The sequence below is a fragment of the Burkholderia sp. MSMB1589WGS genome, from assembly GCF_001636105.1.
In the GTDB taxonomy this organism is placed as follows: domain Bacteria; phylum Pseudomonadota; class Gammaproteobacteria; order Burkholderiales; family Burkholderiaceae; genus Burkholderia; species Burkholderia humptydooensis.
In genome coordinates this window covers 1,707,163-1,729,072 of record NZ_LNJT01000007.1, presented here as the reverse complement: position 1 = coordinate 1,729,072, position 21,910 = coordinate 1,707,163, and the positions used below count along the sequence as shown (strand labels likewise).

Below are 21,910 nucleotides of genomic sequence, written 5' to 3'. Positions count from 1 at the left end.
GACGCGGACGCCGCCGATGCCGCGCGCGAACGTGCGGCGCGCGTTTGCGCGGCGGCGAATCGATTGAGCGCAAATAAAGACGGCGAGGCTTCGGGCCTCGCCGTTTTCGCTTTCACGTGCGGCGCGCCCCGCGATGCTCGCGGAACGTATGCCGGCGTGATTACTTCTGCGCGCGCAGCAATCGCGCCGCATCGAGCGCGAAGTACGTGAGAATGCCATCCGCGCCCGCGCGCTTGAACGCGAGCAGCGATTCGAGCACGACCTTGTCGTGATCGAGCCAGCCGTTCTGCGCGGCGGCCTTCAGCATCGCGTATTCGCCGCTGACCTGATAGACGTAGGTCGGGAAGCGGAATTCGTCCTTCACGCGGCGCACGATGTCGAGATACGGCATGCCGGGCTTCACCATCACCATGTCCGCGCCCTCGTCGATGTCGAGGCGCACTTCGCGCAACGCCTCATCGCTGTTCGAGGGATCCATCTGGTAGGTCATCTTGTTGCCCTTGCCGAGATTCGACGCGGAGCCGACCGCGTCGCGGAACGGGCCGTAGAACGCGGACGCATACTTCGCCGAGTACGCCATGATCCGCGTGTAGATGTGGCCTTCGCTCTCGAGCATCTCGCGCACCGCGCCGATGCGCCCGTCCATCATGTCTGACGGCGCGACGATGTCGACGCCCGCTTCCGCCTGCGCGCGCGCCTGCTCGACGAGGATCTCGACCGTCTCGTCGTTGAGCACGTAGCCGGCTTCGTCGAGCACGCCGTCCTGGCCGTGGCTCGTGTACGGATCGAGCGCGACGTCGGTCAGCACGCCGAGCTCGGGAAAGCGCTGCTTCAGCTCGCGCACCGCGCGCGGAATCAGCCCTTCGGGATTCGTCGCCTCGCGGCCGTCGGGCGTCTTCAGCGACGGCTCGATCGCCGGAAAGAGCGACAGGACCGGCACGCCGAGCTCGACACACTGCTCGGCGACGCCCATCAGCAGATCGACCGACACGCGCTCGACGCCCGGCATCGACGGCACCGGCTGGCGCACGTTCGTGCCTTCGACGACGAACACGGGATAGATCAGGTCGTTCGTGGTGAGGATATTTTCGCGCATCAGGCGGCGCGAGAAATCGTCGCGACGCATGCGGCGCGGGCGGTGCAGGGGATGGATACTCATGGCGGAATGGCTGGGATTGGTGTCCGACGAAACCTTACAGTTCCCTTCGGTAAACTTTTGAGACAATGGTATATGATAGCGATCGAGCAAAGCGCACTGCGTAATGCTCCCCGCTTCTCCTCCCTGAGCGGGTGCCTGTCGTTTTTCGATTAGGCTGTTTAACCCGCCGTTGAACGGCGGGTTTTTTTATGGGCAGCCCGAATCGCGACGTCCGCATCCGTCAGGTGGGACGTGCAGCGCGCAGTTACGTCGTCACGCAGCACGCCGCGCGATCGTCATTCTGCTACAGCCTCGCGATCTTCGTCGGCGGCCGCGGGCCGCACCCAGCTCTCGATCAGCGCGTGCGCGTCGTCGAGGCCCGTGCGCTTGAGCGCCGAGAAAAGCTGCACGGTCAGCTTGCCGGCAGAGCCGGCGTCCCGAAACGCGTCGAGGCTCTTTTGCGTCGCGCGCAGCGCGTTGATGCTCTCTTGGCGCGTCAATTTGTCGCACTTCGTCAGCAGCGAGTGAATCGGCTTGCCGGTCGGCGCGAACCATTCGATCATCCGCCGATCGAGCTCGGTGAGCGGCCGGCGGGCGTCCATCATCAGGATCATCCCGCAGAGCTGCGGGCGGGTCTGCAGGTACGTCGACAGCAGTTGCTCCCAGTGCGCCTTCGCGGCGCCGGGCACTTCCGCGTAGCCGTAGCCCGGCAGGTCGACGAGGTGCGCAACGGGCTCCGCCGCCGGGCCGACCGAGAAATAATTGATGTGCTGCGTGCGCCCCGGCGTCTTCGACGCGAAAGCGAGCCGTTTCTGATTGCAAAGCACGTTGATCGCCGTCGATTTGCCGGCATTCGAGCGGCCTGCGAACGCGATTTCGGGCTGCACGGTCGGCGGCAGGTCGCGCAGATGGTTGACGGTCGTGAAGAAGCGGGCTTGATGGAGCAGGAAGGCCATGGGCGGGACAGGACGGCGACGGGCGGCGCAAGCCGCGCGGTGGAAGGCGGGGAGCCCCGAGGTAGCCCTGATGGGCATCAAGGCTTTCATCGGCGTATTGTACAATACGACGCATTTGCCGCAGGCGGTGGAGGCTTCGGAGCGCGCTTCTACGGTAGACTGGGCGCCGTCGTTTTTTGCAGAACCTCACTACTCCCACAAGACGAAACAAGGTGTGCGAATGAATCGACTGAGCAAGTCTTTGGTGGTGCTTCAGTTCGCGGTGGCAGGGCTCGTTGGTTTCATGGCGGAGGCAAAGGCGGCGGATGCGGCGAAGCCGGATCTCGACCGGGGCAAGGCAATCGCGGCGCAGGTATGCGCGGCATGCCACGGCGTCGACGGCAACAGCGTGACGGGTTCGTTCCCGAAGCTCGCCGGCCAGCACCCCGATTATCTCGTCAAGCAGTTGCACGATTTCAAGGCGCAGCCGGGCGCGAAGGGGCCGGTGCGCGTCAATTCCGTGATGGTCGGATTCGCGAGCGCACTGAACGATCAGGACGCGCGCAACGTCGCCGCCTATTACGGGTCGCAGTCGGCGAAGCCGGGCGCCGCGCGCAACGCGGCCACCGTGCCGGTCGGGCAGAAGATCTATCGCGGCGGCGTCGCCGAGAAGGGCGTGCCCGCCTGCGCGAGCTGCCACGGGCCGACGGGGCAGGGGATTCCGGTTCAGTATCCGCGGCTGTCGGGGCAATGGGCCGACTACACGGTCGCGCAGTTGACCGCATTCCAGCAGGGCACGCGCAGCAACGACGCGATGCATCAGATCGCGTTGCGGCTGACGGACAGCGAGGTCAAGGCCGTTGCCGATTACATCGCCGGCCTGCACTGAGCCGCGTCCGGTTCACGAGCCGGATGAACGAGCCGGCCGCCCGTGCGGCGGCCGCTAGAACAAGAAAAGGGTGGGGCGCCGTCGAAGAACGGCCGCCTTGCCCTTTTTTGCTGTGAGTTGGAGTTTGAATGAGCGTTACCACGTCGGGGTTGCAGTCGAGAGCGGGACAGTCCGCGGTCAGGCGCGCGGTCGAGCTGTTGAGCTCGATGCGTTTTGCGATCGCGCTGCTCGTCGTCCTGTCGATTGCGAGCATCATTGGCACGGTCCTCACGCAGGACGATCCGTACCCTAACTACGTCAATCAGTTCGGCCCGTTCTGGGCCGACATCTTCCGCTCGCTGAGCCTCTATACGGTCTACAGCGCGTGGTGGTTCATGCTGATCCTGATCTTCCTCGTCGTGTCGATCTCGCTGTGCGTGATCCGCAACGCGCCGAAGATGCTCGCCGATGCGAAGAGCTGGAAGGACAAGGTCCGCGAAGGCAGCCTGCGCGCGTTCCACCACAAGGCCGAGTTCGCGGTCGCGGGCGACCGCGCGCGCGCGACGCGGACTGTCGCGGCGTTCGTCGCGAAGGCGGGGTACCGGCACGTCGTGCGCGAAGCGGACGGCGCGACGCTCGTCGCCGCGAAGCGCGGCGCGATGACGAAGTTCGGCTACATCGCCGCGCACGTCGCGATCGTCGTGATCTGCGTGGGTGGCCTGCTCGACAGCAACCTGCCGATCAAATTCCAGATGTGGGCGCTCGGCAAGAGCCCCGTCAACACGAGCGCGACGATCAGCGAGATCGGGCCTGAGCATCGGCTGTCCGCGTCGAACCCGACGTTCCGCGGCTACGCATGGGTGCCGGAGGGCCAGTACGTGTCGACCGCGATCCTCAATCAGCCGACGGGCTCGCTGATCCAGGATCTGCCGTTCTCGATCCAGCTCGAGAAATTCATCGTCGACTATTACTCGACCGGCATGCCGAAGCTCTTCGCGAGCGACATCGTCGTCGTCGATCGCGAGACCGGCAAGCGGATTCCCGCGCGCGTCGAGGTCAACAAGCCGTTTACGTACAAGGGCGTGTCGATCTATCAGTCGAGCTTCCAGGACGGCGGCTCGCTGATGGAAATGACCGCGTATCCGATGACGGGCGCGAGCGCGGCGACCTTCCCGTTCAAGGGCACGATCGGCAATTCGGTGCCGCTCGCGGCGGCGGGCGCCGACGGCGAGACTGTCGAGTTCGCCGATTTCCGCGCGATCAATGTCGAGAACATCACCGACGCGAACGGCAAGACCGACGCGCGCGGCGTCGCGGCGAACCGTTCGATCAAGGAGATCTTCGACGAGCGGCTCGGCTCCGGCGCGAAGACGTCGAAGCCCGTCGAGCTGCACAACATCGGGCCGTCGGTCCAGTACAAGGTGCGCGGCAAGGACGGCCAGGCGCGCGAATTCAACAACTACATGCTGCCCGTCGACATGGGCGGCGAGCGCGTGTTCCTCGCCGGCGTGCGCGCGAGCCCGAACGATCCGTTCCGCTATCTGCGGATTCCGGCCGACAGCCGCGACACCGTCGGCGAATGGATGCGGCTGCGCGCGGCGCTCGAAGATCCGGCCGTGCGCGACGAGGCGGCGCGCCGCTTCGCGCAGCATTCGCTCGGCACGGGCGACGCCGCGCTGCGCGACCGGCTCGAGGACAGCGCGCGGCGCGTCCTGACCCTGTTCGCCGGCGCGGACGGCAGCATCGGCCGCGGCCCGGACGGCAATCCGATCGGCGGCTTCCAGGCGGTCGCGACGTTCATCGACCGCTCGGTGCCGAAGGACGAGAAGGAAAAGGCCGCCGCGCTGCTGCTGCGGATGCTCGAGGGTTCGATGTGGGAGGTCTGGCAGGTTGCGCGCGAGCGCGCGGGCGAGCCGCCCGTCGAGCAGGCGCAGGACACGGTGCGCTTCGTGCAGAACGCGATCAACGCGCTGTCGGACAGTTTCCTGTACGGCGCGCCCGTTTATCTGCAGCTTGATTCGTTCAGGCAGGTGCAGGCGTCGGTGTTCCAGTTGACGCGCGCGCCGGGCAAGAATCTGGTGTATCTTGGCAGCCTGCTGCTCGTCGCCGGCATCTTCGCGATGTTCTACGTGCGCGAGCGACGCCTCTGGTTCTGGCTCAAGGATACGGGCGCGGGCGTCAGCGTGCTGATGGCGATGTCCACCGCGCGCAAGACGTTCGACTTCGAAAAGGAATTCGTGCAGACGCGCGATGCGGCCGGGACCGCCCTCGGCGCGCCGCCTGTCTCCCGCGCGTCCGATGGCGCCGGCACCAAGGACTCGACTCGGTAACATCATGGATCTGACCCAAGTTTCGTTATCCCGCGCGCCGCGCGCTTCCGACGCGGCCGAGCCGCCGCGTTTCGACGACCGGCCGTTCCTGCGCCGCCTGTCGCTCGTCGACTGGCTGTTCGCGCTGGCGCTCGTGACGGGCGCAGGCTTCGCGCTCGCGCAGTACCACGCGCACATGGACTACTACGACAAGGCCGTGCTGATCGGCACCGTGCCCGCGCTCGTCGTGCTCGGCTGGCGCTGGAAGCCCGCGCGGCTCTTGATGGCGGCGATCGCCGCGCTGTCGCTCTTGTCGCTGCAGCTCTATCACGGCGACCTCGCGCGCGCCGATTCGGCGTTCCTGCTCAAGTATTTCCTGTCGAGCCAGTCGGCGATCCTGTGGATGAGCGCGCTCTTCGTGCTCGCGACCCTTTTCTACTGGATCGGCATGCTGTCGCGCTCCGAGACGGGCGGCGCGATCGGCCAGCGGCTCACGTGGATCGCCGTGCTGATGGGCTTCACCGGGCTGATGGTGCGCTGGTACGAGTCGTATCTGATCGGCTCGGACGTCGGCCACATCCCGGTGTCGAACCTGTACGAAGTCTTCGTGCTGTTCAGCCTCATCACCGCGCTCCTCTATCTGTACTACGAAGGGCATTACGGCACGCGCGCGCTCGGCGCGTTCGTGCTGCTCGTGATCAGCGCGGCGGTCGGCTTCCTGATGTGGTATTCGATCGCGCGCGACGCGCAGCAGATCCAGCCGCTCGTGCCCGCGCTGCAGAGCTGGTGGATGAAGATCCACGTGCCCGCGAACTTCATCGGCTACGGGAGCTTCGCGCTGTCCGCGATGGTCGCGGTTGCGTATCTGGCGAAGGAGCGCGGCGTGCTCGCCGATCGCCTGCCGGCGCTCGAGGTACTCGACGATTTGATGTACAAGTCGATCGCGGTCGGCTTCGCGTTCTTCACGATCGCGACGATCCTCGGCGCGCTGTGGGCGGCCGAGGCGTGGGGCGGCTACTGGAGCTGGGACCCGAAGGAAACCTGGGCGCTCATCGTGTGGCTGAACTACGCGGCGTGGCTGCACATGCGTCTGATGAAAGGGCTGCGCGGCACGGTTGCCGCGTGGTGGGCGCTGACGGGCCTTCTCGTCACGACGTTCGCGTTCCTCGGCGTCAACATGTTCCTGTCCGGCTTGCACAGTTACGGCAAGCTGTAAGATCCGCGTCGTTCGAACGACTAATAACCGCCGACGCACTGCGTGCCCGGCGGTTTTTTCTTGCGCGGGCCATTCGGCGCTACGCGGCCGAAACGGCCGGCGCGGAACGGAGTCCAAGGTTTGTCGGGACGTGAGCGTCCAGACTGGCAGAACGGAGCATCGACATGTTGATCAGGAAAACGCTGCGCGCGTCGCTTGCCGGCGACGACATCCCGCGCAGCGAAATCACGCCGCAAGCGGTGTTCGAGAACCGCCGCCGCATCCTGCAGGCGGCGGGCGCCGCCGCGGCGGGCGGGCTCGTCGGCGCGCACCGGCTCGCGCTTGCCGCCTACGCGTCGCCGGACGCGAAGGCGCGCAAGCTCGCTGCGCCGACCAATCCGAAGTTCGTCGTCCCCGAGAAGGTGACGTCGTTCAAGGACATCACGACCTACAACAACTTCTACGAATTCGGCACCGGCAAGGGCGATCCGTCGCGCAACGCCGGCACGCTGCGGCCGCATCCGTGGCGCGTGTCGGTCGAGGGCGAGATCAGGAATCCGAAGGTCTACGACATCGACGAGCTGTTGAGGCTCGCGCCGCTCGAAGAGCGCGTGTACCGGCTGCGCTGCGTCGAGGGCTGGTCGATGGTGATTCCGTGGATCGGCTTTCCGCTTGCGGAGCTCATCCGGCGCGTCGAGCCGACCGGCAACGCGAAATATGTGCAGTTCGTCACGCTCGCGGACCCGTCGCAAATGCCGGGGCTGTCCGCGCCGATCCTCGACTGGCCGTATTCTGAGGGCCTGCGGATGGACGAGGCGATGAATCCGCTGACGCTGCTCACGATGGGCGTCTACGGGCAGGTGCTGCCGAACCAGAATGGCGCGCCCGTGCGGGTGATCGTGCCGTGGAAGTACGGCTTCAAGAGCGCGAAGTCGATCGTGAAGATCCGCTTCGTCGACCGGCAGCCGCCGACGAGCTGGAACACGTACGCACCGAACGAATACGGCTTCTATTCGAACGTCAATCCGAACGTCGATCACCCTCGCTGGAGCCAGGCGACCGAGCGGCGCATCGGCGAGGACGGCTTCTTCACGCCGAAGCGCAAGACGCTGATGTTCAACGGCTACGGCGATTGGGTCGCGTCGATGTATCGCGGCATGGATCTGAAGAAATACTTTTGAGTGCGGCGAATGGAGAACGACATGCAACCCTCGACATTTGCCGGGACGACCGCGGGTGCCGGCGCGCGCGGCCGCGCGCCGCAACGGAACGCTGGCCGCGCGGGCGGCGCGCCGCGCTGGCTCGCGCCCGTGAAGATCGCCGTGTTCGTCGCGGCGCTGTATCCGCTCGCGCGCATCGTGTTCTTCGGCATGACGGACCAGCTCGGCGCGAATCCGATCGAATTCGTCACGCGCTCGACGGGACTCTGGACGCTCGTGTTCCTGTGCATCACGCTCGCCGTCACGCCGCTGCGCAGGCTGACGGGCATCAACGCGCTGCTGCGGCTGCGGCGCATGCTCGGGCTCTACGCGTTCTTCTACGCGGTGCTGCACTTCACGACCTACATCTGGTTCGACAAATGGTTCGACGTGATGGAGATCGCGAAGGACGTCGTGAAGCGTCCGTTCATCACGGTCGGCTTCGCCGCGTTCGTGCTGCTGATTCCGCTCGCCGCGACGTCGCCGCGCGCGATCGCGAGGCGGCTCGGCCGGCACTGGCAGACGCTGCACAAGGCGATCTATGCGATTGCGACGTTCGCCATCCTGCATTTCTGGTGGATGAAGGCGGGCAAGCACGATCTCGTGCTGCCGAAGCTGTATGGCGCGATCGTGCTCGTGCTGCTCGGCTGGCGCGCGCTCGTGTGGGCGCGGCAGCGCTGGGGCGGTGCGGGGGCGGGCGGGCGCGCGTCGTAGCGCGAGTGTGTGGGGCGATCGCGCGGCGCGCGCGATCCGAACGACATGCCCGAGACTCGGGCCGTACCGGCCGCACGGGTCGTACTGCGCGACGGGCAAACAAAAAGGCGATGTCCGTTCGTTCGGACATCGCCTTTCTCGATCGGGGCTTGCCGACTTGCTGGTTCGCCGCGCAAGCGCGCCGTTTGCCTGCGATTACCGGCCGTCGGGCAGGACCGCTTCGCGTTCGAACAGGCTTTCGACCGTCTCGCGCGGTCGCACCAGATGCGCGTTCGCGCCGTCGACGATCACTTCCGCCGCGCGCGGCCGCGTATTGTAGTTCGAGCTCATCGTGAAGCCGTACGCGCCCGCCGAGCGGATCGCGAGCAGATCGCCCGGCGCGATCGCGAGCGAGCGCCCGCGCCCGAGCCAGTCGCCGCTCTCGCAGACGGGGCCGACGACGTCGTACACGGCGGCCGCGACGTCCGTGCGCGGCGTCACCGGCTCGATCGCGTGAAACGCCTGGTACATCGCGGGGCGCGCAAGGTCGTTCATCGCCGCGTCGACGATCGCGAAGTTCTTCTCTTCGCCCTGCTTCAGGAATTCGACGCGCGTGAGCAGAATGCCGGCGTTGCCCGTCAGCGAGCGGCCCGGCTCGAACCAGATTTCGCGATGGCCGTGGCCGCGCGCGTCGATGCGCTCGAGCATCGCGCGCACGTAAGCGCCGATGTCGGGCGGCGTTTCGTCGTCGTACGTGATGCCGAGCCCGCCGCCGACGTCGACGTGACCGATCTTCACGCCGTCCGCCTCGATCTGCTCGACGAGGTCGAGCAGCTTGTCGATTGCGTCGAGGTACGGGCTCAGCTCGGTGATCTGCGAGCCAATGTGGCAATCGATGCCGACGACTTCGAGGTTCGGCAGCGCGGCCGCCGCGCGGTACGTCGCGCGCGCGTCATCGAACGCGATGCCGAACTTGTTCGCCTTCAGCCCCGTCGAGATGTAAGGGTGCGTTTTCGGATCGACGTCCGGATTCACCCGCAGCGACACGGGCGCGCGCTTGCCGAGCGACGCCGCGACGGCGTTCAGCCGGTCGAGCTCCGGAATCGATTCGACGTTGAAGCATTTGACGCCCGCTTCGAGCGCGATGCGCATTTCGTCGGCGTTCTTGCCGACGCCCGAGAACACGACGTTCTGCGCACGGCCGCCTGCCGCGAGCACGCGTGCGAGCTCGCCGCCCGACACGATGTCGAAGCCCGCGCCGAGGCGCGCGAACACGTTCAGCACGCCGAGGTTGCTGTTCGCCTTCACGGCGACGTGAATCGACGCGCGGCGGCCGGCGCAGGCCTTCGCGTAGGCCTCGTAGGCCGCGGTGAGCGCGGCGCGCGAATAGACGAAAAGCGGGGTGCCGAAACGCTCGGCGAGGTCGGCGGCGGACACGCGCTCGGCGTGGAGCGTGCCGTCGACGTAGTCGAATGCAGCTTGAGTCATGCAGGATCGATCATTGGGCGGAGGAAGCGCCGGACGCAGCCGCCGCCTTCGGCGAGCGTTGCGTCGACAGGTCGGGCGACAGCGTGAGCGGCGCGCCGGCGGCGCCCGAGGCGCCGTCGTCGCGCGCCGAAGCCGTTTCCGCGTCGGGCGTCACGTCCGACGGCGGCGGCTGCGTCTGTTCAGTCGGCTTGGGCGGAAGCGGCGGCACGACCGGCATGTACAGCGGCCCGCGCTGGCCGCAGCCCGCGAGCGCCAAAGCCGCTACAATCGCGCTCATCTGCAAAACGATACGCATGACCGTCCCTAAACAATTGAATCGATAGAGTTTAGCATGTCCGATACCGATTACCTGACCCAGGCCGAAGCTGTGCTGGCGGCCGTCGAGCGCTCGGTCGACGCCGCCAACGACGGCGACGCCGACATCGATCTCGAGCGCAACGGCAGCGTGCTCACGCTCACGTTCGAGAACGGCTCGAAGATCATCGTGAACCTGCAGCCGCCGATGAAGGAAGTGTGGATCGCCGCGAAGGCGGGGGGGTTCCATTATCGGTTCGTCGACGGCGCATGGCGCGATACGCGCAGCGGCGAAGAGTTCTTCGCGGCGCTGACGGGCTACGCGACGCAGCAGGCGGGCATGCCGATCGCGTTCGGCGCGTGATGCGCGCTTCGGCGGCCGGCGAAGGCGCGCATCGCGCGCGAGCGCGGCCGAGTCGAGCAACCTATGACAAAAGCGGCCGGAAGGCCGCTTTTGTCTTTTACACGAACGACGCTCAGTTGCCGCCGCGGAACAGATTCATGATGTCCTGCTTTTCCTGCTCGTCGACGTGCCCGGGCACGGCGCTTGCGGAGGCGGGCGGCGCGGCCGGCAGGTTCACGCCGACTGCCGAGACGAAGCCGCGGCCCGGCGTGAACTGGTCGAAGTACAACTCGCCGCCGAGCGTGGTGACGCCGTCGGGCGCCGGCATCTTGTATTCCTGCACGTTCTTGAGCGCGGGCCCCATGTAGTCGATCCACACGGGCAGCGCGAGGCCGCCGCCGGTTTCTCGATCGCCGAGGCTGCGCGGGCTGTCGTAGCCGATCCACGCGATCGCCGCGAGCGTGTGCTGATAGCCGCCGAACCACGCGTCGCGCGAGTCGTTCGTCGTGCCGGTCTTGCCGGCGAGATCGGTGCGTTTCAGCACGTTCGAGCGCGCGCCCGTGCCGCGCTGCGCGACGCTCTGCAACAGGCTGTTCATCACATACGCGTTGCGCGCGTCGATCGCGCGCGGCGCGTTCTGCTCGGCGACGAGCGGCTGCGCGCGCGCGACGATGTTGCCGCTCGGATCGGTCACTTCGGCGATCAGATACGGATTGATCCGGTAGCCGCCGTTCGCGAACACCGAGAACGCGCCCGCCATCTGCAGCGGCGTGACGAGGCCCGCGCCGAGCGCCATCGGCAGATAGGCCGGATGGCGGTCCGCGTCGAAGCCGAAGCGCGTGATGTATTGCTGCGCGTATTTCGGGCCGATGTGGTTCAGGATGCGGATCGACACCAGGTTGCGCGAGCGCTGCAGCGCGACGCGCATCGACATCGGGCCCTCGAAGCCGCCGCCGTAGTTTTTCGGCTCCCACGGCTGGCCGCCCGTTTCGGCGGCGCTGAAGTAGAGCGGGCCGTCGTTGATGATCGTCGCGGGGCCGAGCCCCTTGTCGAGCGACGCCGAATAGATGAACGGCTTGAACGACGAGCCCGGCTGCCGCCACGCCTGTGTCACGTGGTTGAACTTGTTCTTGTTGAAATCGAAGCCGCCGATCAGCGAGCGGATCGCGCCGTCCTGCGGGACGATCGAAATGAACGCGCCTTCGATTTGCGGCAGTTGCCCGATCGCCCATGAGCCGTCATCGTTCCTGAACACGCGCACGATCGCGCCGGGGCGGATCCGCTTGTTCGGCTGCGCGTTCGCGGACAGCGAGCTCGCGGCGAACCGCAGATCGTCGCCGCTCACCGTCGCGTCGCTGCCGTTCGGGAACACGACGCGGATCTGGCGCGCGCTCGCTTCGGTGACGACGGCCGCGATCAGCTCGCCGTTGTCCGGATGATCGACGAGCGCGTCGTCGATCGCCTGCTCGCGGTCGTCTTCGTTCGCGGGCAGTTCGATGAAACCTTCGGGGCCGCGATAGCCGTGGCGTCGGTCGTACGTCATCAGGCCCTTGCGCAGCGCGCGGTACGCGAGCGTCTGGTCCGCGGAATCGATCGTCGTGACGACGTTCAGCCCGCGCGTGTAAGCCTCGTCCTTGTACTGCGCATACATCATTTGCCGCACCATTTCGGCGACGTATTCCGCGTGCACGCTGTATTCGCGGCTCGGGCTCTTGACGACGAGCGGCTCGGCGAGCGCCTCGTCGTACTGCTCGCGCGTGATGAAGTTCAGCTCGAGCATCCGCTGCAGGATATATTGCTGCCGGACCTTCGCGCGCTTCGGATTCGCGACCGGGTTGTACGCGGACGGCGCTTTCGGCAGCCCCGCGAGCATCGCGGCCTCGGCGAGCGTGATGTCCTTCAGATCCTTGTTGAAGTACGCATGCGCGGCGGCGGCGAAGCCGTAAGCGCGCTGACCCAGGTAGATCTGATTCATGTAGACCTCGAGAATCTGATCTTTCGTGAGCGCGCGCTCGATCCGGTACGCGAGCAGCATCTCGTAGATCTTGCGCGTGTACGTCTTCTCGCTCGACAGGAAGAAATTGCGCGCGACCTGCATCGTGATCGTGCTCGCGCCCTGAGTTGCGTGGCCGTTCGTCAGCGCGACGATGCCGGCGCGGATGATGCCCGTCAGGTCGACGCCGCCGTGTTCGTAGAAGCGCGCGTCCTCGATCGCGAGCACCGCTTTCTTCAGCGAATCGGGCACGTCCTGCAAGCGGACGATGTCCCGGCGTTCCTCGCCGAATTCGCCGATCAGCACGTGATCGGCCGTGTAGATGCGCAGCGGCACCTTCGGGCGGTAGTCGGTCAGCGCGTCGAGCGACGGCATGTTCGGCGACGCGACGACGAGCGCGTAGCCGAGCACGAGCCCGGCGCAGACTGCGAGCGCCACGCACACGCCTGCTACGCCGAGCACGAGCTTCTGCCACAGCGGGCGGCGGCGCGGCTCGGGCGGGGACGTAGGATTCGTAGATTGCATAGACACACCAGAAAAACAGTCCCGCGATTATAGCCGCCCGGTTTTGCCGGACTCCGGAAGGGTTCCGGGCGGGAACCGGCGCGTCCCGGCCGGGCGGCGCGCCGATGACTTACTGTAGCGCGCCGGCGGCCCGGCGGCGCACGCGTTGGCCGTTCGGCAGACTCCCGGCGCGCTGGCCGGCTTCGCAAAATGGGCTCCATATCGTGCCTCGACGGGAGGCGCGCTGATGGAGGACTGAGATGCAAGGACGTTCGTGGTGGTCGGTCGGCCGGCGCTTCGCGGCGGGGATCGACGTGAACCGGCGCGCGGTGCGGATCGCGGTGCTGAGCCGGCGCATCCGGGGCGGCACGGTCCGGCTCGAGGCGCTCGACGCGGAGCCTTTGCCGGCCGGCGCGTTCGACGAGCCGGCCGACGCCGACTGGGCAGCCGTGGCGGCCGCGATGACGGCGGCGCTTGGCCGCGCGCCGCAGGTGCGGCCGGCGGGGTTTGCGCGGTGGACGATGGCGGGCGTGATGGCGCTGCCGGAAGGCGCGTTCTCGACCGCGACGCTCGCGTGGCAGCGGGCGGACGCCGCGGCAGCCGTCGAGCCCGCGGTGCGAGCGGCGGCCGAGCGGCTGACCGGGCTCGCGCGGGATGCGCTCGCAGTCGACTGGTGCGTGAACGACGCGGGCGCTTCGCCGGAGGTTGCGTTTGCGACTGCGGCGCACGTGCATCTCGACGTGCGGATCGAGGCGGCTGCGGCGGCGGGCGTCGAACTCGTCGCGATCGACGGCGAGCCGCCCGCCGCCTTGCGGGCGATACGCCATGTCGCCGCGCGCGAGGTCGACGGCGGCGAGCCGTATCTCGGCGTCTGGATCGGCGAGAGCGGCGTGCACGGCTGGCTCGTGTCGGCCGATGCGGTTGCCGCGCAGATTCGCTATCCGGCGCCCGAGCACGCAGATCTTGCCGACGCGCTGCGCGAGCTTGCGCGGGCTGGCGCGCCGCGCTGCGCGTTCGTCGCGGGCGACCCGGAATGGTTGGGCGGCGCGCAGATTTCGCTTGCCGACGTCGGCGATCTTCTCGGCTGCATCGTATTGCCGTTCGAATGCGCGGCGTGCGGTCCGCTCGGCGCGGTCGACGACGGGTTCGCCCATTCGCCGGGTTTCGCGGTCGCGTTCGGGCTTGCGCTGCGCGGGGTGTTCGAATGACGCCCGGCGTCGCGAGCGGCGCGTCGCCGCGCGACGCGCGGCTCCTGCGCGCCTGGCTTGGCGGCTTCAATCTGTTGCCGTACCGCGCGCGCGACGCGCGCCGGGCGCGGCGGCGCGTCCTCGGCGAACTGGCGGCCGCCGCTTGCGCGGGGTTCGCGGGCGTCGCGCTTTGGCGTATCGGGCGCACGTTCGAGCGTGCACGCTTCGATGCCCAGCGTGCGCTGATGGAGCGCCGGCTCGCCGCGTGGGCGCCGCAACTGAAAGCCGCGGAGCAGGCCGCGCGGCTGCGCGACGCCGAGCGCGAACGCGCGGCGCTGGCCGCCGAGCGCGCCGGGCCGCGCCAGCGGACAGTCGATCTGTTCGACGCACTGCGGCAACTGCGCTACGACGGCGTGCGGCTGCGGTCGATCCGCTGCGACGGGCGCGATGCGTTGCTCGAAGCGAGCGCGCTCGATCCGGCATCGGCCGAGCGATGGCTGCGCGATCTCGATGCCGCGCAGCGCGGCTGGACGATGGAGGTCGCGGGTTTGCAGGCCGCGCGGACTTCGTGGGGGCGAGAGGCGGGTGGCGGCCGGTCGCTCTCGTTCACGGTGCGGATTCGTTGGCCCGCCGGCGACCGGGGCCGCGTCGCGAGCGTGGCGGCGCGCGCGCCGGCGGCTGTGCGGGAGGGCGCGTGAACATGTCGGTCGAACGAATGGCAGGTTGGCGCGTGTGGGCACGATGGGCCGATTCGTGCCGCGCATCGGGCGCCGGCTGGCGAGCCGCGGCACGCGCGGCGCTCGCGTGCGGCGTGTTCGTCTGCGGCGTGTATGCGGGCCGCGACGCCGACTGGGGCGGCGTCGAGCGAAGCCGGACGGCGCTCGAAGCGGTCGCATCGCGCGAGGCGCGCGCACGGCTGCTCCTTGCCGCGCCGTCCAGTCGGCCGGCGTCGCGGGCGGGCGCTGGACGCTCGCTGGCCGAGCGGCAGACGCCCTCCGATTTCGCGATGCGGCTTGCCGGCCACGCGGGCGCGAGCGGGCTGCGGGTGCGCAAGCTCGAACGGCTAGAAGGCGAACGCGCGGGCGAGCGGCGCGACGATGGCGCCGTCTACGCGTTCGCCTTCAGTGCGGAAGGCGACTTCGATGCGCTATGCCGCTTCCTGTCCGGGCTCGCTGCGTTGCCTGCGCTCGTGGTGCCGGCAACATCGAGCGTCAAGCGCGACGACGGCGCGACCATGCTGGACGCCCGGCTCGACGTCTGGCCGGCGTTACCCGGAGGCGAGCCCGATGGGCAGCGGCGCGCCGGCGGGCGCGAAGTGCCTGTCGCCGATCCTTTCTCCGCGATGCCGATGCTGGCAATCGACGATGCGGCCGACGCCGCGCGGCTCGTTGGCGTGATGCGCGACCGGCGCAGCGGGCTCGCGCTGTTCGAGCGCGGCAGCGATGCGTGGTCGGTTGCGCCGGGGCAGATGGTCGACGGCGCGCGCATCGCCCGAATCCGGGCGGGCGGCGTGACGCTCGCGACACATGGCGGCGGGCGTCGCCTGATGACCGTGGGCGGGGCGACAGGATGATGCGCGGATTCGTTCGATTCATGCTGGGCTGCGCGATCGCAGCATCGGGCGAGGCGGTCGCGTCGCTGCCGCCGTTGCCCGCGGGCGCGCCCGCCGGTTGGTCGACGTCCGCTTCGGTCGGTGCGGCGGGGCGCGCGCCGTTGCCCGAGGCGGTTGCGTCGCGGTGGCGAATCGATTTCGAGCGTGGCTCGGTTGCCGGAGCGTCGCCGCCGGATGCGGGCGGCGACGGTGCACTGGCGGATGGATTCGCCGGCGACGCCGCGCACGAACGCCTGCCGGCAGTCGGGGCGGCGGAGCCGTCCGATTCGGCGTCGGCCGACGCCGGAACGTCGAGCGGAGCGGCATCGGCGCCGCTGCAAGCGGAGGATGCGGCACTGGAGGGGCCGCCCGTCCCGCTCTCGCCGGGGCAACGCATGAGCGACGAGCATCGTGCGCCGCGGCCGGATACTGAAGTCACGGCGGCCAACGCCAACGCCGGTGCCAAAACCGAGGCCGCAGCCGAATCCGGCGACGACCGCGCGATCTCCCTCAATCTGCAACAGGCGAGCCTCGCAGCGGTCTTCGATGCATTCGCTCGCTTCACCGGCCTCAATATAGTGGTCAGCGAGCGGGTGCGCGGCACGGTGTCGTTGCGTCTGAACAATGTGCCCTGGCGCAGTGCGTTCGATGCGCTGCTGGACGCCCACGGCCTCGCGATGGCGCGGCGCGGCAGCGTGATATGGGTCGCGCCCGTCGCGGAACTCGCCGAACGCGAGCGCCAGCGTTTCGATGCGCACGCGCGCGCCGCTCAGCTCGAGCCGCTCGCGAGCCGCAGCTTCGTGCTCCGCTACGCGCGCGCAGCCGACGTGCAGCGCCTGCTCGCAGGCTCGGCCGGCCAGCGGATCCTGTCGAAGCGCGGCTCGGTGCTCGCCGATCCTCGGACGAATCTGCTGTTCGTCACCGATCTGTCCGGGCGTCTCGCGCAGATCGCCGATCTGATCGGCAAGCTCGACACGCCGTCGCGGCAGGTGTTGATCGAAGCGCGGATCGTCGAGGGCGATCGCGGATTCTCGCGCAATCTCGGCGCGCGTCTCGCGCTGCGCGCGCCCGACGCGGGCGACCGCGCGACGGGCATCGTCGCGGGCCGCAACGGCACGCTGGCCGACCTCACCGCAAGGCCGATCGGCGGCTTCGACGCGGCGACGGCCGGTCTCACGCTGTTTGCCGCGCGTGCGAGCCGCTTGCTCGATGTCGAACTGAGCGCGCTCGAGACTCAGGGCCGGGGCCAGATCGTATCGAGCCCGCGCGTCGTGACGGCCGACCGGACCAAGGCGATCGTCGAGCAGGGCGCCGAGCTGCCGTATCAGGCGAAGGTCGGCAACGGCGTATCGGGTGTCCAGTTCCGGCGCGCGACCTTGAAGCTCGAAGTCGAGCCGCAGATCACGCCCGACGGGCGCGTGATCCTCGATCTCGACATCGCGAAGGACAGCGTCGGCGAGGAAACCGCATCCGGCCCCGCGATCCATACGAAGCATGTGCAGACGCGCGTCGAGGTCGAAAACGGCGGAACGGTGTCGATCGGCGGGATTTTCGAGAGCGACGACCGCGACGATGTGACTCGGGTGCCGCTCTTGGGCAAAATACCGGTGTTGGGCGCGCTTTTCAGGCATCGTGCGCAGCGCGCGCAGCGCAGCGAGCTCGTCGTGTACATCACGCCGACCGTCGTGATCGGGCCCTGAACCCCGTGGGAGCCAGGCTCGACAAGGCGGGCGCTTTGCCAGTAAGCTGCGCGACACACTCATTGAAGCAGAGGAAGCCGTTGCAAGCGCGGGACCCACACGTGAACGTAATTTTCGTCGGGCTCATGGGGGCGGGTAAGACCACCGTGGGCCGGGCGGTCGCGCGCCGGCTCGACAGACCCTTCTTCGATTCGGATCACGAGATCGAGGCGCGCACCGGCGCGCGCATTCCAGTCATCTTCGAACTCGAGGGCGAGTCCGGCTTCCGCGACCGCGAGGCGCAGATGATCGCCGAGCTTACGCAACGCGAGAACGTCGTGCTCGCGACGGGCGGCGGCGCGATCCTGCGCCCCGAGAATCGCAAGCTGCTTCACGAACGCGGCCTTGTCGTCTATCTGCGCGCGAATCCGCACGATCTCTGGCTGCGCACCCGCAAGGACAAGAACCGCCCGTTGTTGCAAACCGACGATCCGAAAGCCAAGCTCGAGGCGCTGTACGACGCGCGCGATCCGCTCTACCGCGAATGCGCGCACTTCGTCATCGAAACCGGGCGGCCGTCCGTCAACGGGCTCGTCAACATGGTGCTGATGCAGCTCGAAATGGCGGGCATCGTCGCCAAGCCACTACAAGCATGATTACCGTCAATGTCGACCTGGGCGAGCGCGCCTATCCGATCCACATCGGCGCCGGTCTGATCGGGCGCACCGAGCTTTTCGCGCCGCACATCGCCGGCGCGTCCGTCACGATCGTCACGAACGCCACCGTCGATCCGCTCTACGGCGACACGCTGCGCGCGGCGCTCGCGCCGCTCGGCAAGCGCGTGTCGACCGTCGTCCTGCCCGACGGAGAAGCGTACAAGAACTGGGAAACCCTCAATCTGATCTTCGACGGCCTGCTCGAGCAGCACGCCGATCGCAAGACGACGCTCGTCGCGCTGGGCGGCGGCGTGATCGGCGACATGACGGGCTTCGCGGCCGCATGCTACATGCGCGGCGTGCCGTTCATCCAGGTGCCGACGACGCTCTTGTCGCAGGTCGATTCGTCGGTCGGCGGCAAGACGGGCATCAACCACCCGCTCGGCAAGAACATGATCGGCGCGTTCTATCAGCCGCAGGCGGTGATCGCCGACATCGCCGCGCTGTCGACGCTGCCCGATCGCGAGCTTGCCGCGGGCGTCGCCGAGATCATCAAGACGGGCGCGATCGCCGACGCCGCATTCTTCGACTGGATCGAAGCGAACGTCGGCGCGCTGAACCGCCGCGATCCCGATGCGCTCGCGCATGCGGTCAAGCGCTCGTGCGAGATCAAGGCGGGCGTCGTCGCGGCGGACGAGCGCGAGGGCGGCCTGCGCGCGATCCTCAATTTCGGCCATACGTTCGGGCACGCGATCGAGGCGGGGCTCGGCTACGGCGAGTGGCTGCACGGCGAGGCGGTCGGCTGCGGAATGGTGATGGCGGCCGATCTGTCGGTGCGCGTCGGCCATCTCGACGAAGCGTCGCGCGCGCGGCTGCGCCGCGTCGTCGAGGCCGCGCGCCTGCCGACGCGCGCGCCGGATCTCGGCGATGCGCGCTACGTCGAGCTGATGCGCGTCGACAAGAAGGCCGAGGCGGGCGCGATCAAGTTCATACTGCTCAAGCGCTTCGGCGAGACGATCATGACCCCGGCGCCGGACGACGCCGTCTTCGCAACACTGGCGGCAACCATCCGGTAAGCGCGATACGGGCCGATCCGGCGCAATTGACGTGGAGGACACGACACGGTGAGCGAAATACCCGGCGGCAGCATCCCGCGTGAAACCCGCGACGCGCGACCCGCGCGCGCGGGCGGCGAGCAGGCGATCCCCGCCCCCGCGCCGACCACCGCCGCGCTCGAAGCGCATCTCGCGCCGTACGCGGCGCACGCGTCGCAATCGCGCGGCCGGCGCCATCCCGAGCCGCCGCCCGCGGCGCGCACCGAATTCCAGCGCGATCGCGACCGCATCGTGCATTCCACCGCATTCAGGCGCCTCGAATACAAGACGCAGGTCTTCGTGAACCACGAGGGCGACCTGTTCCGCACGCGTCTCACGCACAGCCTCGAAGTCGCGCAGATCGCCCGGTCCGTCGCGCGCAACCTGCGCCTGAACGAAGACCTCGTCGAAGCGATCTCGCTCGCGCACGATCTCGGCCATACGCCGTTCGGCCATGCGGGGCAGGATGCGCTCAACGCGTGCATGCGCGACTACGGCGGCTTCGAGCACAACCTGCAGAGCCTTGCCGTCGTCGACGAGCTCGAGGAGCATTACGGCGCGTTCAACGGGCTGAACCTGTGCTTCGAGACGCGCGAAGGCATCCTCAAGCACTGCTCGCGCGAGAACGCGCGCAAGCTCGGCGAGCTCGGCGAGCGATTCCTGCAGGGCCGCCAGCCGTCGCTCGAGGCGCAACTCGCGAACATCGCGGACGAAATCGCATACAACAATCACGACGTCGACGACGGCCTGCGCTCGGGCCTCATCACGATCGAGCAGCTCGCCGAGGTCGAGCTGTGGCAGCGCCATTACGAGGCCGCGCTCGCCGAGTATCCGCATCTCGAAGGTCGCCGTCTCGTGCACGAGACGGTGCGCCGGATCATCAACACGCTGATCGTCGATCTGATCGACGCGACGACGCGCAATCTCGCGCGCCACGCGCCGGCGTCGCTCGACGACGTGCGCGCGGCGCCGCCCCTCGTTGCGCATGGCGAGCCGATCGCCGCGCAGGCGGCGGCGCTCAAGCGCTTCCTGTTCAAGAACCTGTACCGCCACTACCGCGTGATGCGGATGGCGAGCAAGGCGCAGCGGGTCGTCGCCGGCCTCTTCAACGCGTTCACGAGCGACCCGCGCCTGCTGCCGCCCGACTATCAGGCGGCGGACGTCGCGCACCAGCCGCGCCTCGTCGCGCACTACATCGCCGGCATGACCGATCGCTTCGCACTGAAAGAGTATCAACGCTTGTTTGTCATGGACGAAAACTAGACTGTCCGGCTTGCCGCGTTCGGCGCGTGTTGCCCGGACCGAGGAGAAAAGGAGAGGGGTCGATGAAATACAAGACGCTGGTTCGCTCGCTCGCGTTCGGGGGCGCGCTTTGGTTCGGCGCGCAGCAGGCGGCGTGCGCCGCCACCGAGATCCAGTTCTGGCATGCGATGGAGGCGGCGCTCGGCGAGCGCGTGAACGAGATCGCCGCGCAGTTCAACGCGTCGCAAAGCGACTACAAGATCGTGCCGGTCTTCAAGGGCACCTACGACCAGGCGCTCGCGGCGGGCATCGCCGCGTACCGCAGCGGCGACGCGCCGGCGATCCTGCAGGTGTACGAAGTGGGCACGGCCACGATGATGCAGGCGAAGAAGGCGGTGCTGCCCGTGTCCGACGTGTTCCGCCAGGCGGGCGTGCCGCTCGACGAGAAGGCGTTCGTGCCGACGATCGCGAGCTACTACAGCGACGCGAAGACGGGCCGCCTCGTGTCGATGCCGTTCAATAGCTCGACGCCCGTGCTGTATTACAACAAGGACGCGTTCAGGAAGGCGGGCCTCGATCCGGACCAGCCGCCGAAGACGTGGGCCGACGTGAAGGCCGACGCGGAAAAGCTGAAGAAGGCGGGTTACGCGTGCGGCTACACGACGGGCTGGCAGGGCTGGATTCAGCTCGAGAACTACAGTGCGTGGCATGGCCTGCCGTTCGCGACGCGCAACAACGGCTTCGACGGCGCCGACGCGACGCTCGACTTCAACAAGCCGCAGCAGATCGCGCACATCCGGTTCCTGCAGGACATGGCGAAGGACGGCACGTTCACATATGTCGGCCGCAAGGACGAGGCGACCGCGAAGTTCTACAGCGGCGACTGCGCGATCATGACGACGTCGTCGGGCGCGCTCGCGACGATCCACAAGTATGCGAAGTTCGACTTCGGCACCGGGATGATGCCCTACGACGCGAGCGTGAAGGGCGCGCCGCAGAACGCGATCATCGGCGGCGCGAGCCTGTGGGTGCTCGCGGGCAAGGACCCGGGCACGTACAAGGGCGTCGCGAAGTTCCTCGCGTATCTGAGCTCGCCCGCGGTCGCCGCGAAGTGGCACGAGGACACGGGCTATCTGCCGGTGACGACGGCCGCGTATGATCTCGCGCGCGAGCAGGGCTTCTACGCGAAGCATCCGGGCACGGACACGGCGATCAAGCAGATGATGAACAAGCCGCCGCTGCCGTACACGAAGGGGCTGCGGCTCGGCAACATGCCGCAGATCCGCACGATCGTCGACGAGGAGCTCGAGCAGGTGTGGGCGCAGAAGAAGACGCCGAAGGCGGCGCTCGATTCCGCCGCCGCGCGCGGCGACGAGTTGCTGCGCCGCTTCGAGAAGTCGGGCGGCTGAGCTTGCGCCACCGGCGCGCGTTCTCGCCGGCGCCGCCCGTTCGCTCGCGAAACCGCGCGCGAGAACGGGTCGCGCCGGCAGCCGCGCCCGGCA

18 protein-coding genes and 1 pseudogene are annotated in these 21,910 nt (G+C 68.1%); 14 read left to right on the top strand and 5 right to left on the bottom strand.

Features of this window, described 5'->3' with window-relative positions:
• Positions 1-160 precede the first annotated feature (160 nt).
• Together hemB and yihA are read right to left on the bottom strand one after the other, a co-directional pair.
• Positions 161-1,159: a porphobilinogen synthase gene (hemB, locus tag WT16_RS15830; protein WP_009913842.1), complete on the bottom strand. Its 999-nt coding sequence runs from the start codon at positions 1,157-1,159 to the stop codon at positions 161-163.
• A 275-nt stretch (positions 1,160-1,434) separates the two neighbouring features.
• The gene (gene yihA / locus WT16_RS15825) at positions 1,435-2,094 is read right to left on the bottom strand and encodes a ribosome biogenesis GTP-binding protein YihA/YsxC (RefSeq protein WP_063533677.1); all 660 of its coding nucleotides are present in this window, start codon (positions 2,092-2,094) and stop codon (positions 1,435-1,437) included.
• A 220-nt stretch (positions 2,095-2,314) separates the two neighbouring features.
• Here yihA and WT16_RS15820 point away from each other — a divergent pair, with 220 nt between their 5' ends.
• The 5 genes from WT16_RS15820 to msrQ all read left to right on the top strand — a co-directional run bounded on the left by WT16_RS15820 (position 2,315) and on the right by msrQ (position 8,358).
• Positions 2,315-2,962: a c-type cytochrome gene (locus WT16_RS15820; RefSeq protein ID WP_015602090.1), complete on the top strand. Its 648-nt coding sequence runs from the start codon at positions 2,315-2,317 to the stop codon at positions 2,960-2,962.
• 128 nt (positions 2,963-3,090) lie between these two features.
• Positions 3,091-5,271: a cytochrome c biogenesis protein ResB gene (locus tag WT16_RS15815; protein WP_063533676.1), complete on the top strand. Its 2,181-nt coding sequence runs from the start codon at positions 3,091-3,093 to the stop codon at positions 5,269-5,271.
• Between the two features lie 4 nt (positions 5,272-5,275).
• Positions 5,276-6,466 (top strand): c-type cytochrome biogenesis protein CcsB, encoded by a 1,191-nt coding sequence (gene ccsB / locus WT16_RS15810; protein ID WP_006029305.1) that lies wholly within the window; start codon positions 5,276-5,278, stop codon positions 6,464-6,466.
• A 164-nt stretch (positions 6,467-6,630) separates the two neighbouring features.
• Positions 6,631-7,626: a protein-methionine-sulfoxide reductase catalytic subunit MsrP gene (gene msrP / locus WT16_RS15805; protein ID WP_009913838.1), complete on the top strand. Its 996-nt coding sequence runs from the start codon at positions 6,631-6,633 to the stop codon at positions 7,624-7,626.
• Between the two features lie 9 nt (positions 7,627-7,635).
• Positions 7,636-8,358: a protein-methionine-sulfoxide reductase heme-binding subunit MsrQ gene (gene msrQ / locus WT16_RS15800; RefSeq protein WP_006029307.1), complete on the top strand. Its 723-nt coding sequence runs from the start codon at positions 7,636-7,638 to the stop codon at positions 8,356-8,358.
• Positions 8,359-8,553: 195 nt separating this feature from the next.
• Here msrQ and lysA read toward each other — a convergent pair whose 3' ends face one another.
• Together lysA and WT16_RS15790 are read right to left on the bottom strand one after the other, a co-directional pair.
• Positions 8,554-9,825, bottom strand: a complete 1,272-nt coding sequence (lysA, locus tag WT16_RS15795) for a diaminopimelate decarboxylase (protein WP_063533675.1) — start codon at positions 9,823-9,825, stop codon at positions 8,554-8,556.
• Positions 9,826-9,835: 10 nt separating this feature from the next.
• Entirely contained in the window at positions 9,836-10,120 is a 285-nt protein-coding gene (locus WT16_RS15790; protein WP_063533674.1) for a lipoprotein, read from the bottom strand.
• A 36-nt stretch (positions 10,121-10,156) separates the two neighbouring features.
• Between WT16_RS15790 and cyaY the strand changes: the two genes are divergently transcribed.
• Positions 10,157-10,483, top strand: a complete 327-nt coding sequence (gene cyaY / locus WT16_RS15785) for an iron donor protein CyaY (protein ID WP_006029310.1) — start codon at positions 10,157-10,159, stop codon at positions 10,481-10,483.
• Between the two features lie 112 nt (positions 10,484-10,595).
• Here the strand turns inward: cyaY and WT16_RS15780 are convergent, their stop codons facing one another.
• Positions 10,596-12,980: a penicillin-binding protein 1A gene (locus WT16_RS15780; RefSeq protein ID WP_015600166.1), complete on the bottom strand. Its 2,385-nt coding sequence runs from the start codon at positions 12,978-12,980 to the stop codon at positions 10,596-10,598.
• Positions 12,981-13,219: 239 nt separating this feature from the next.
• Between WT16_RS15780 and WT16_RS15775 the strand changes: the two genes are divergently transcribed.
• From WT16_RS15775 to ugpB, 8 genes and pseudogenes are all read left to right on the top strand, one after another.
• Positions 13,220-14,167: a pilus assembly protein PilM gene (locus WT16_RS15775; protein ID WP_006029312.1), complete on the top strand. Its 948-nt coding sequence runs from the start codon at positions 13,220-13,222 to the stop codon at positions 14,165-14,167.
• The gene (locus WT16_RS15770) at positions 14,164-14,844 is read left to right on the top strand and encodes a hypothetical protein (protein WP_063533673.1); all 681 of its coding nucleotides are present in this window, start codon (positions 14,164-14,166) and stop codon (positions 14,842-14,844) included. The genes WT16_RS15775 and WT16_RS15770 overlap by 4 nt, the downstream gene beginning before the upstream one ends.
• Positions 14,845-14,861: 17 nt before the next feature.
• Positions 14,862-15,719, top strand: coding sequence for a hypothetical protein (locus tag WT16_RS15765; RefSeq protein ID WP_063533871.1), 858 nt, complete (start codon positions 14,862-14,864; stop codon positions 15,717-15,719).
• Positions 15,716-17,437 (top strand): type IV pilus secretin PilQ, encoded by a 1,722-nt coding sequence (pilQ, locus tag WT16_RS15760; RefSeq protein WP_197486475.1) that lies wholly within the window; start codon positions 15,716-15,718, stop codon positions 17,435-17,437. Before WT16_RS15765 ends, pilQ begins: the two co-directional genes overlap by 4 nt.
• An 80-nt stretch (positions 17,438-17,517) precedes the next feature.
• Positions 17,518-18,072, top strand: coding sequence for a shikimate kinase (locus WT16_RS15755; protein ID WP_009913817.1), 555 nt, complete (start codon positions 17,518-17,520; stop codon positions 18,070-18,072).
• Positions 18,069-19,148 carry a 3-dehydroquinate synthase gene (aroB, locus tag WT16_RS15750; RefSeq protein ID WP_059929073.1) on the top strand — a complete coding sequence of 360 codons (1,080 nt, stop codon included), beginning with the start codon at positions 18,069-18,071 and terminating at the stop codon, positions 19,146-19,148. The genes WT16_RS15755 and aroB overlap by 4 nt, the downstream gene beginning before the upstream one ends.
• Positions 19,149-19,289: 141 nt before the next feature.
• Positions 19,290-20,429 (top strand): annotated as a pseudogene (locus WT16_RS15745) (deoxyguanosinetriphosphate triphosphohydrolase); the annotation flags it as partial.
• 62 nt (positions 20,430-20,491) lie between these two features.
• Positions 20,492-21,817, top strand: coding sequence for a sn-glycerol-3-phosphate ABC transporter substrate-binding protein UgpB (ugpB, locus tag WT16_RS15740; protein ID WP_063533672.1), 1,326 nt, complete (start codon positions 20,492-20,494; stop codon positions 21,815-21,817).
• Positions 21,818-21,910: the final 93 nt, after the last annotated feature.

Excerpts from the sequence above, each read along its gene's own strand:
- hemB (WP_009913842.1), bottom strand. The coding sequence starts at position 1,159 with ATGAGTATCCATCCCCTGCACCGCCCGCGCCGCATGCGTCGCGACGAT.
- yihA (WP_063533677.1), bottom strand. The coding sequence starts at position 2,094 with ATGGCCTTCCTGCTCCATCAAGCCCGCTTCTTCACGACCGTCAACCAT.
- WT16_RS15820 (WP_015602090.1), top strand. The coding sequence starts at position 2,315 with ATGAATCGACTGAGCAAGTCTTTGGTGGTGCTTCAGTTCGCGGTGGCA.
- WT16_RS15815 (WP_063533676.1), top strand. The coding sequence starts at position 3,091 with ATGAGCGTTACCACGTCGGGGTTGCAGTCGAGAGCGGGACAGTCCGCG.
- ccsB (WP_006029305.1), top strand. The coding sequence starts at position 5,276 with ATGGATCTGACCCAAGTTTCGTTATCCCGCGCGCCGCGCGCTTCCGAC.
- msrP (WP_009913838.1), top strand. The coding sequence starts at position 6,631 with ATGTTGATCAGGAAAACGCTGCGCGCGTCGCTTGCCGGCGACGACATC.
- msrQ (WP_006029307.1), top strand. The coding sequence starts at position 7,636 with ATGGAGAACGACATGCAACCCTCGACATTTGCCGGGACGACCGCGGGT.
- lysA (WP_063533675.1), bottom strand. The coding sequence starts at position 9,825 with ATGACTCAAGCTGCATTCGACTACGTCGACGGCACGCTCCACGCCGAG.
- WT16_RS15790 (WP_063533674.1), bottom strand. The coding sequence starts at position 10,120 with ATGCGTATCGTTTTGCAGATGAGCGCGATTGTAGCGGCTTTGGCGCTC.
- cyaY (WP_006029310.1), top strand. The coding sequence starts at position 10,157 with ATGTCCGATACCGATTACCTGACCCAGGCCGAAGCTGTGCTGGCGGCC.
- WT16_RS15780 (WP_015600166.1), bottom strand. The coding sequence starts at position 12,980 with ATGCAATCTACGAATCCTACGTCCCCGCCCGAGCCGCGCCGCCGCCCG.
- WT16_RS15775 (WP_006029312.1), top strand. The coding sequence starts at position 13,220 with ATGCAAGGACGTTCGTGGTGGTCGGTCGGCCGGCGCTTCGCGGCGGGG.
- WT16_RS15770 (WP_063533673.1), top strand. The coding sequence starts at position 14,164 with ATGACGCCCGGCGTCGCGAGCGGCGCGTCGCCGCGCGACGCGCGGCTC.
- WT16_RS15765 (WP_063533871.1), top strand. The coding sequence starts at position 14,862 with ATGGCAGGTTGGCGCGTGTGGGCACGATGGGCCGATTCGTGCCGCGCA.
- pilQ (WP_197486475.1), top strand. The coding sequence starts at position 15,716 with ATGATGCGCGGATTCGTTCGATTCATGCTGGGCTGCGCGATCGCAGCA.
- aroB (WP_059929073.1), top strand. The coding sequence starts at position 18,069 with ATGATTACCGTCAATGTCGACCTGGGCGAGCGCGCCTATCCGATCCAC.
- ugpB (WP_063533672.1), top strand. The coding sequence starts at position 20,492 with ATGAAATACAAGACGCTGGTTCGCTCGCTCGCGTTCGGGGGCGCGCTT.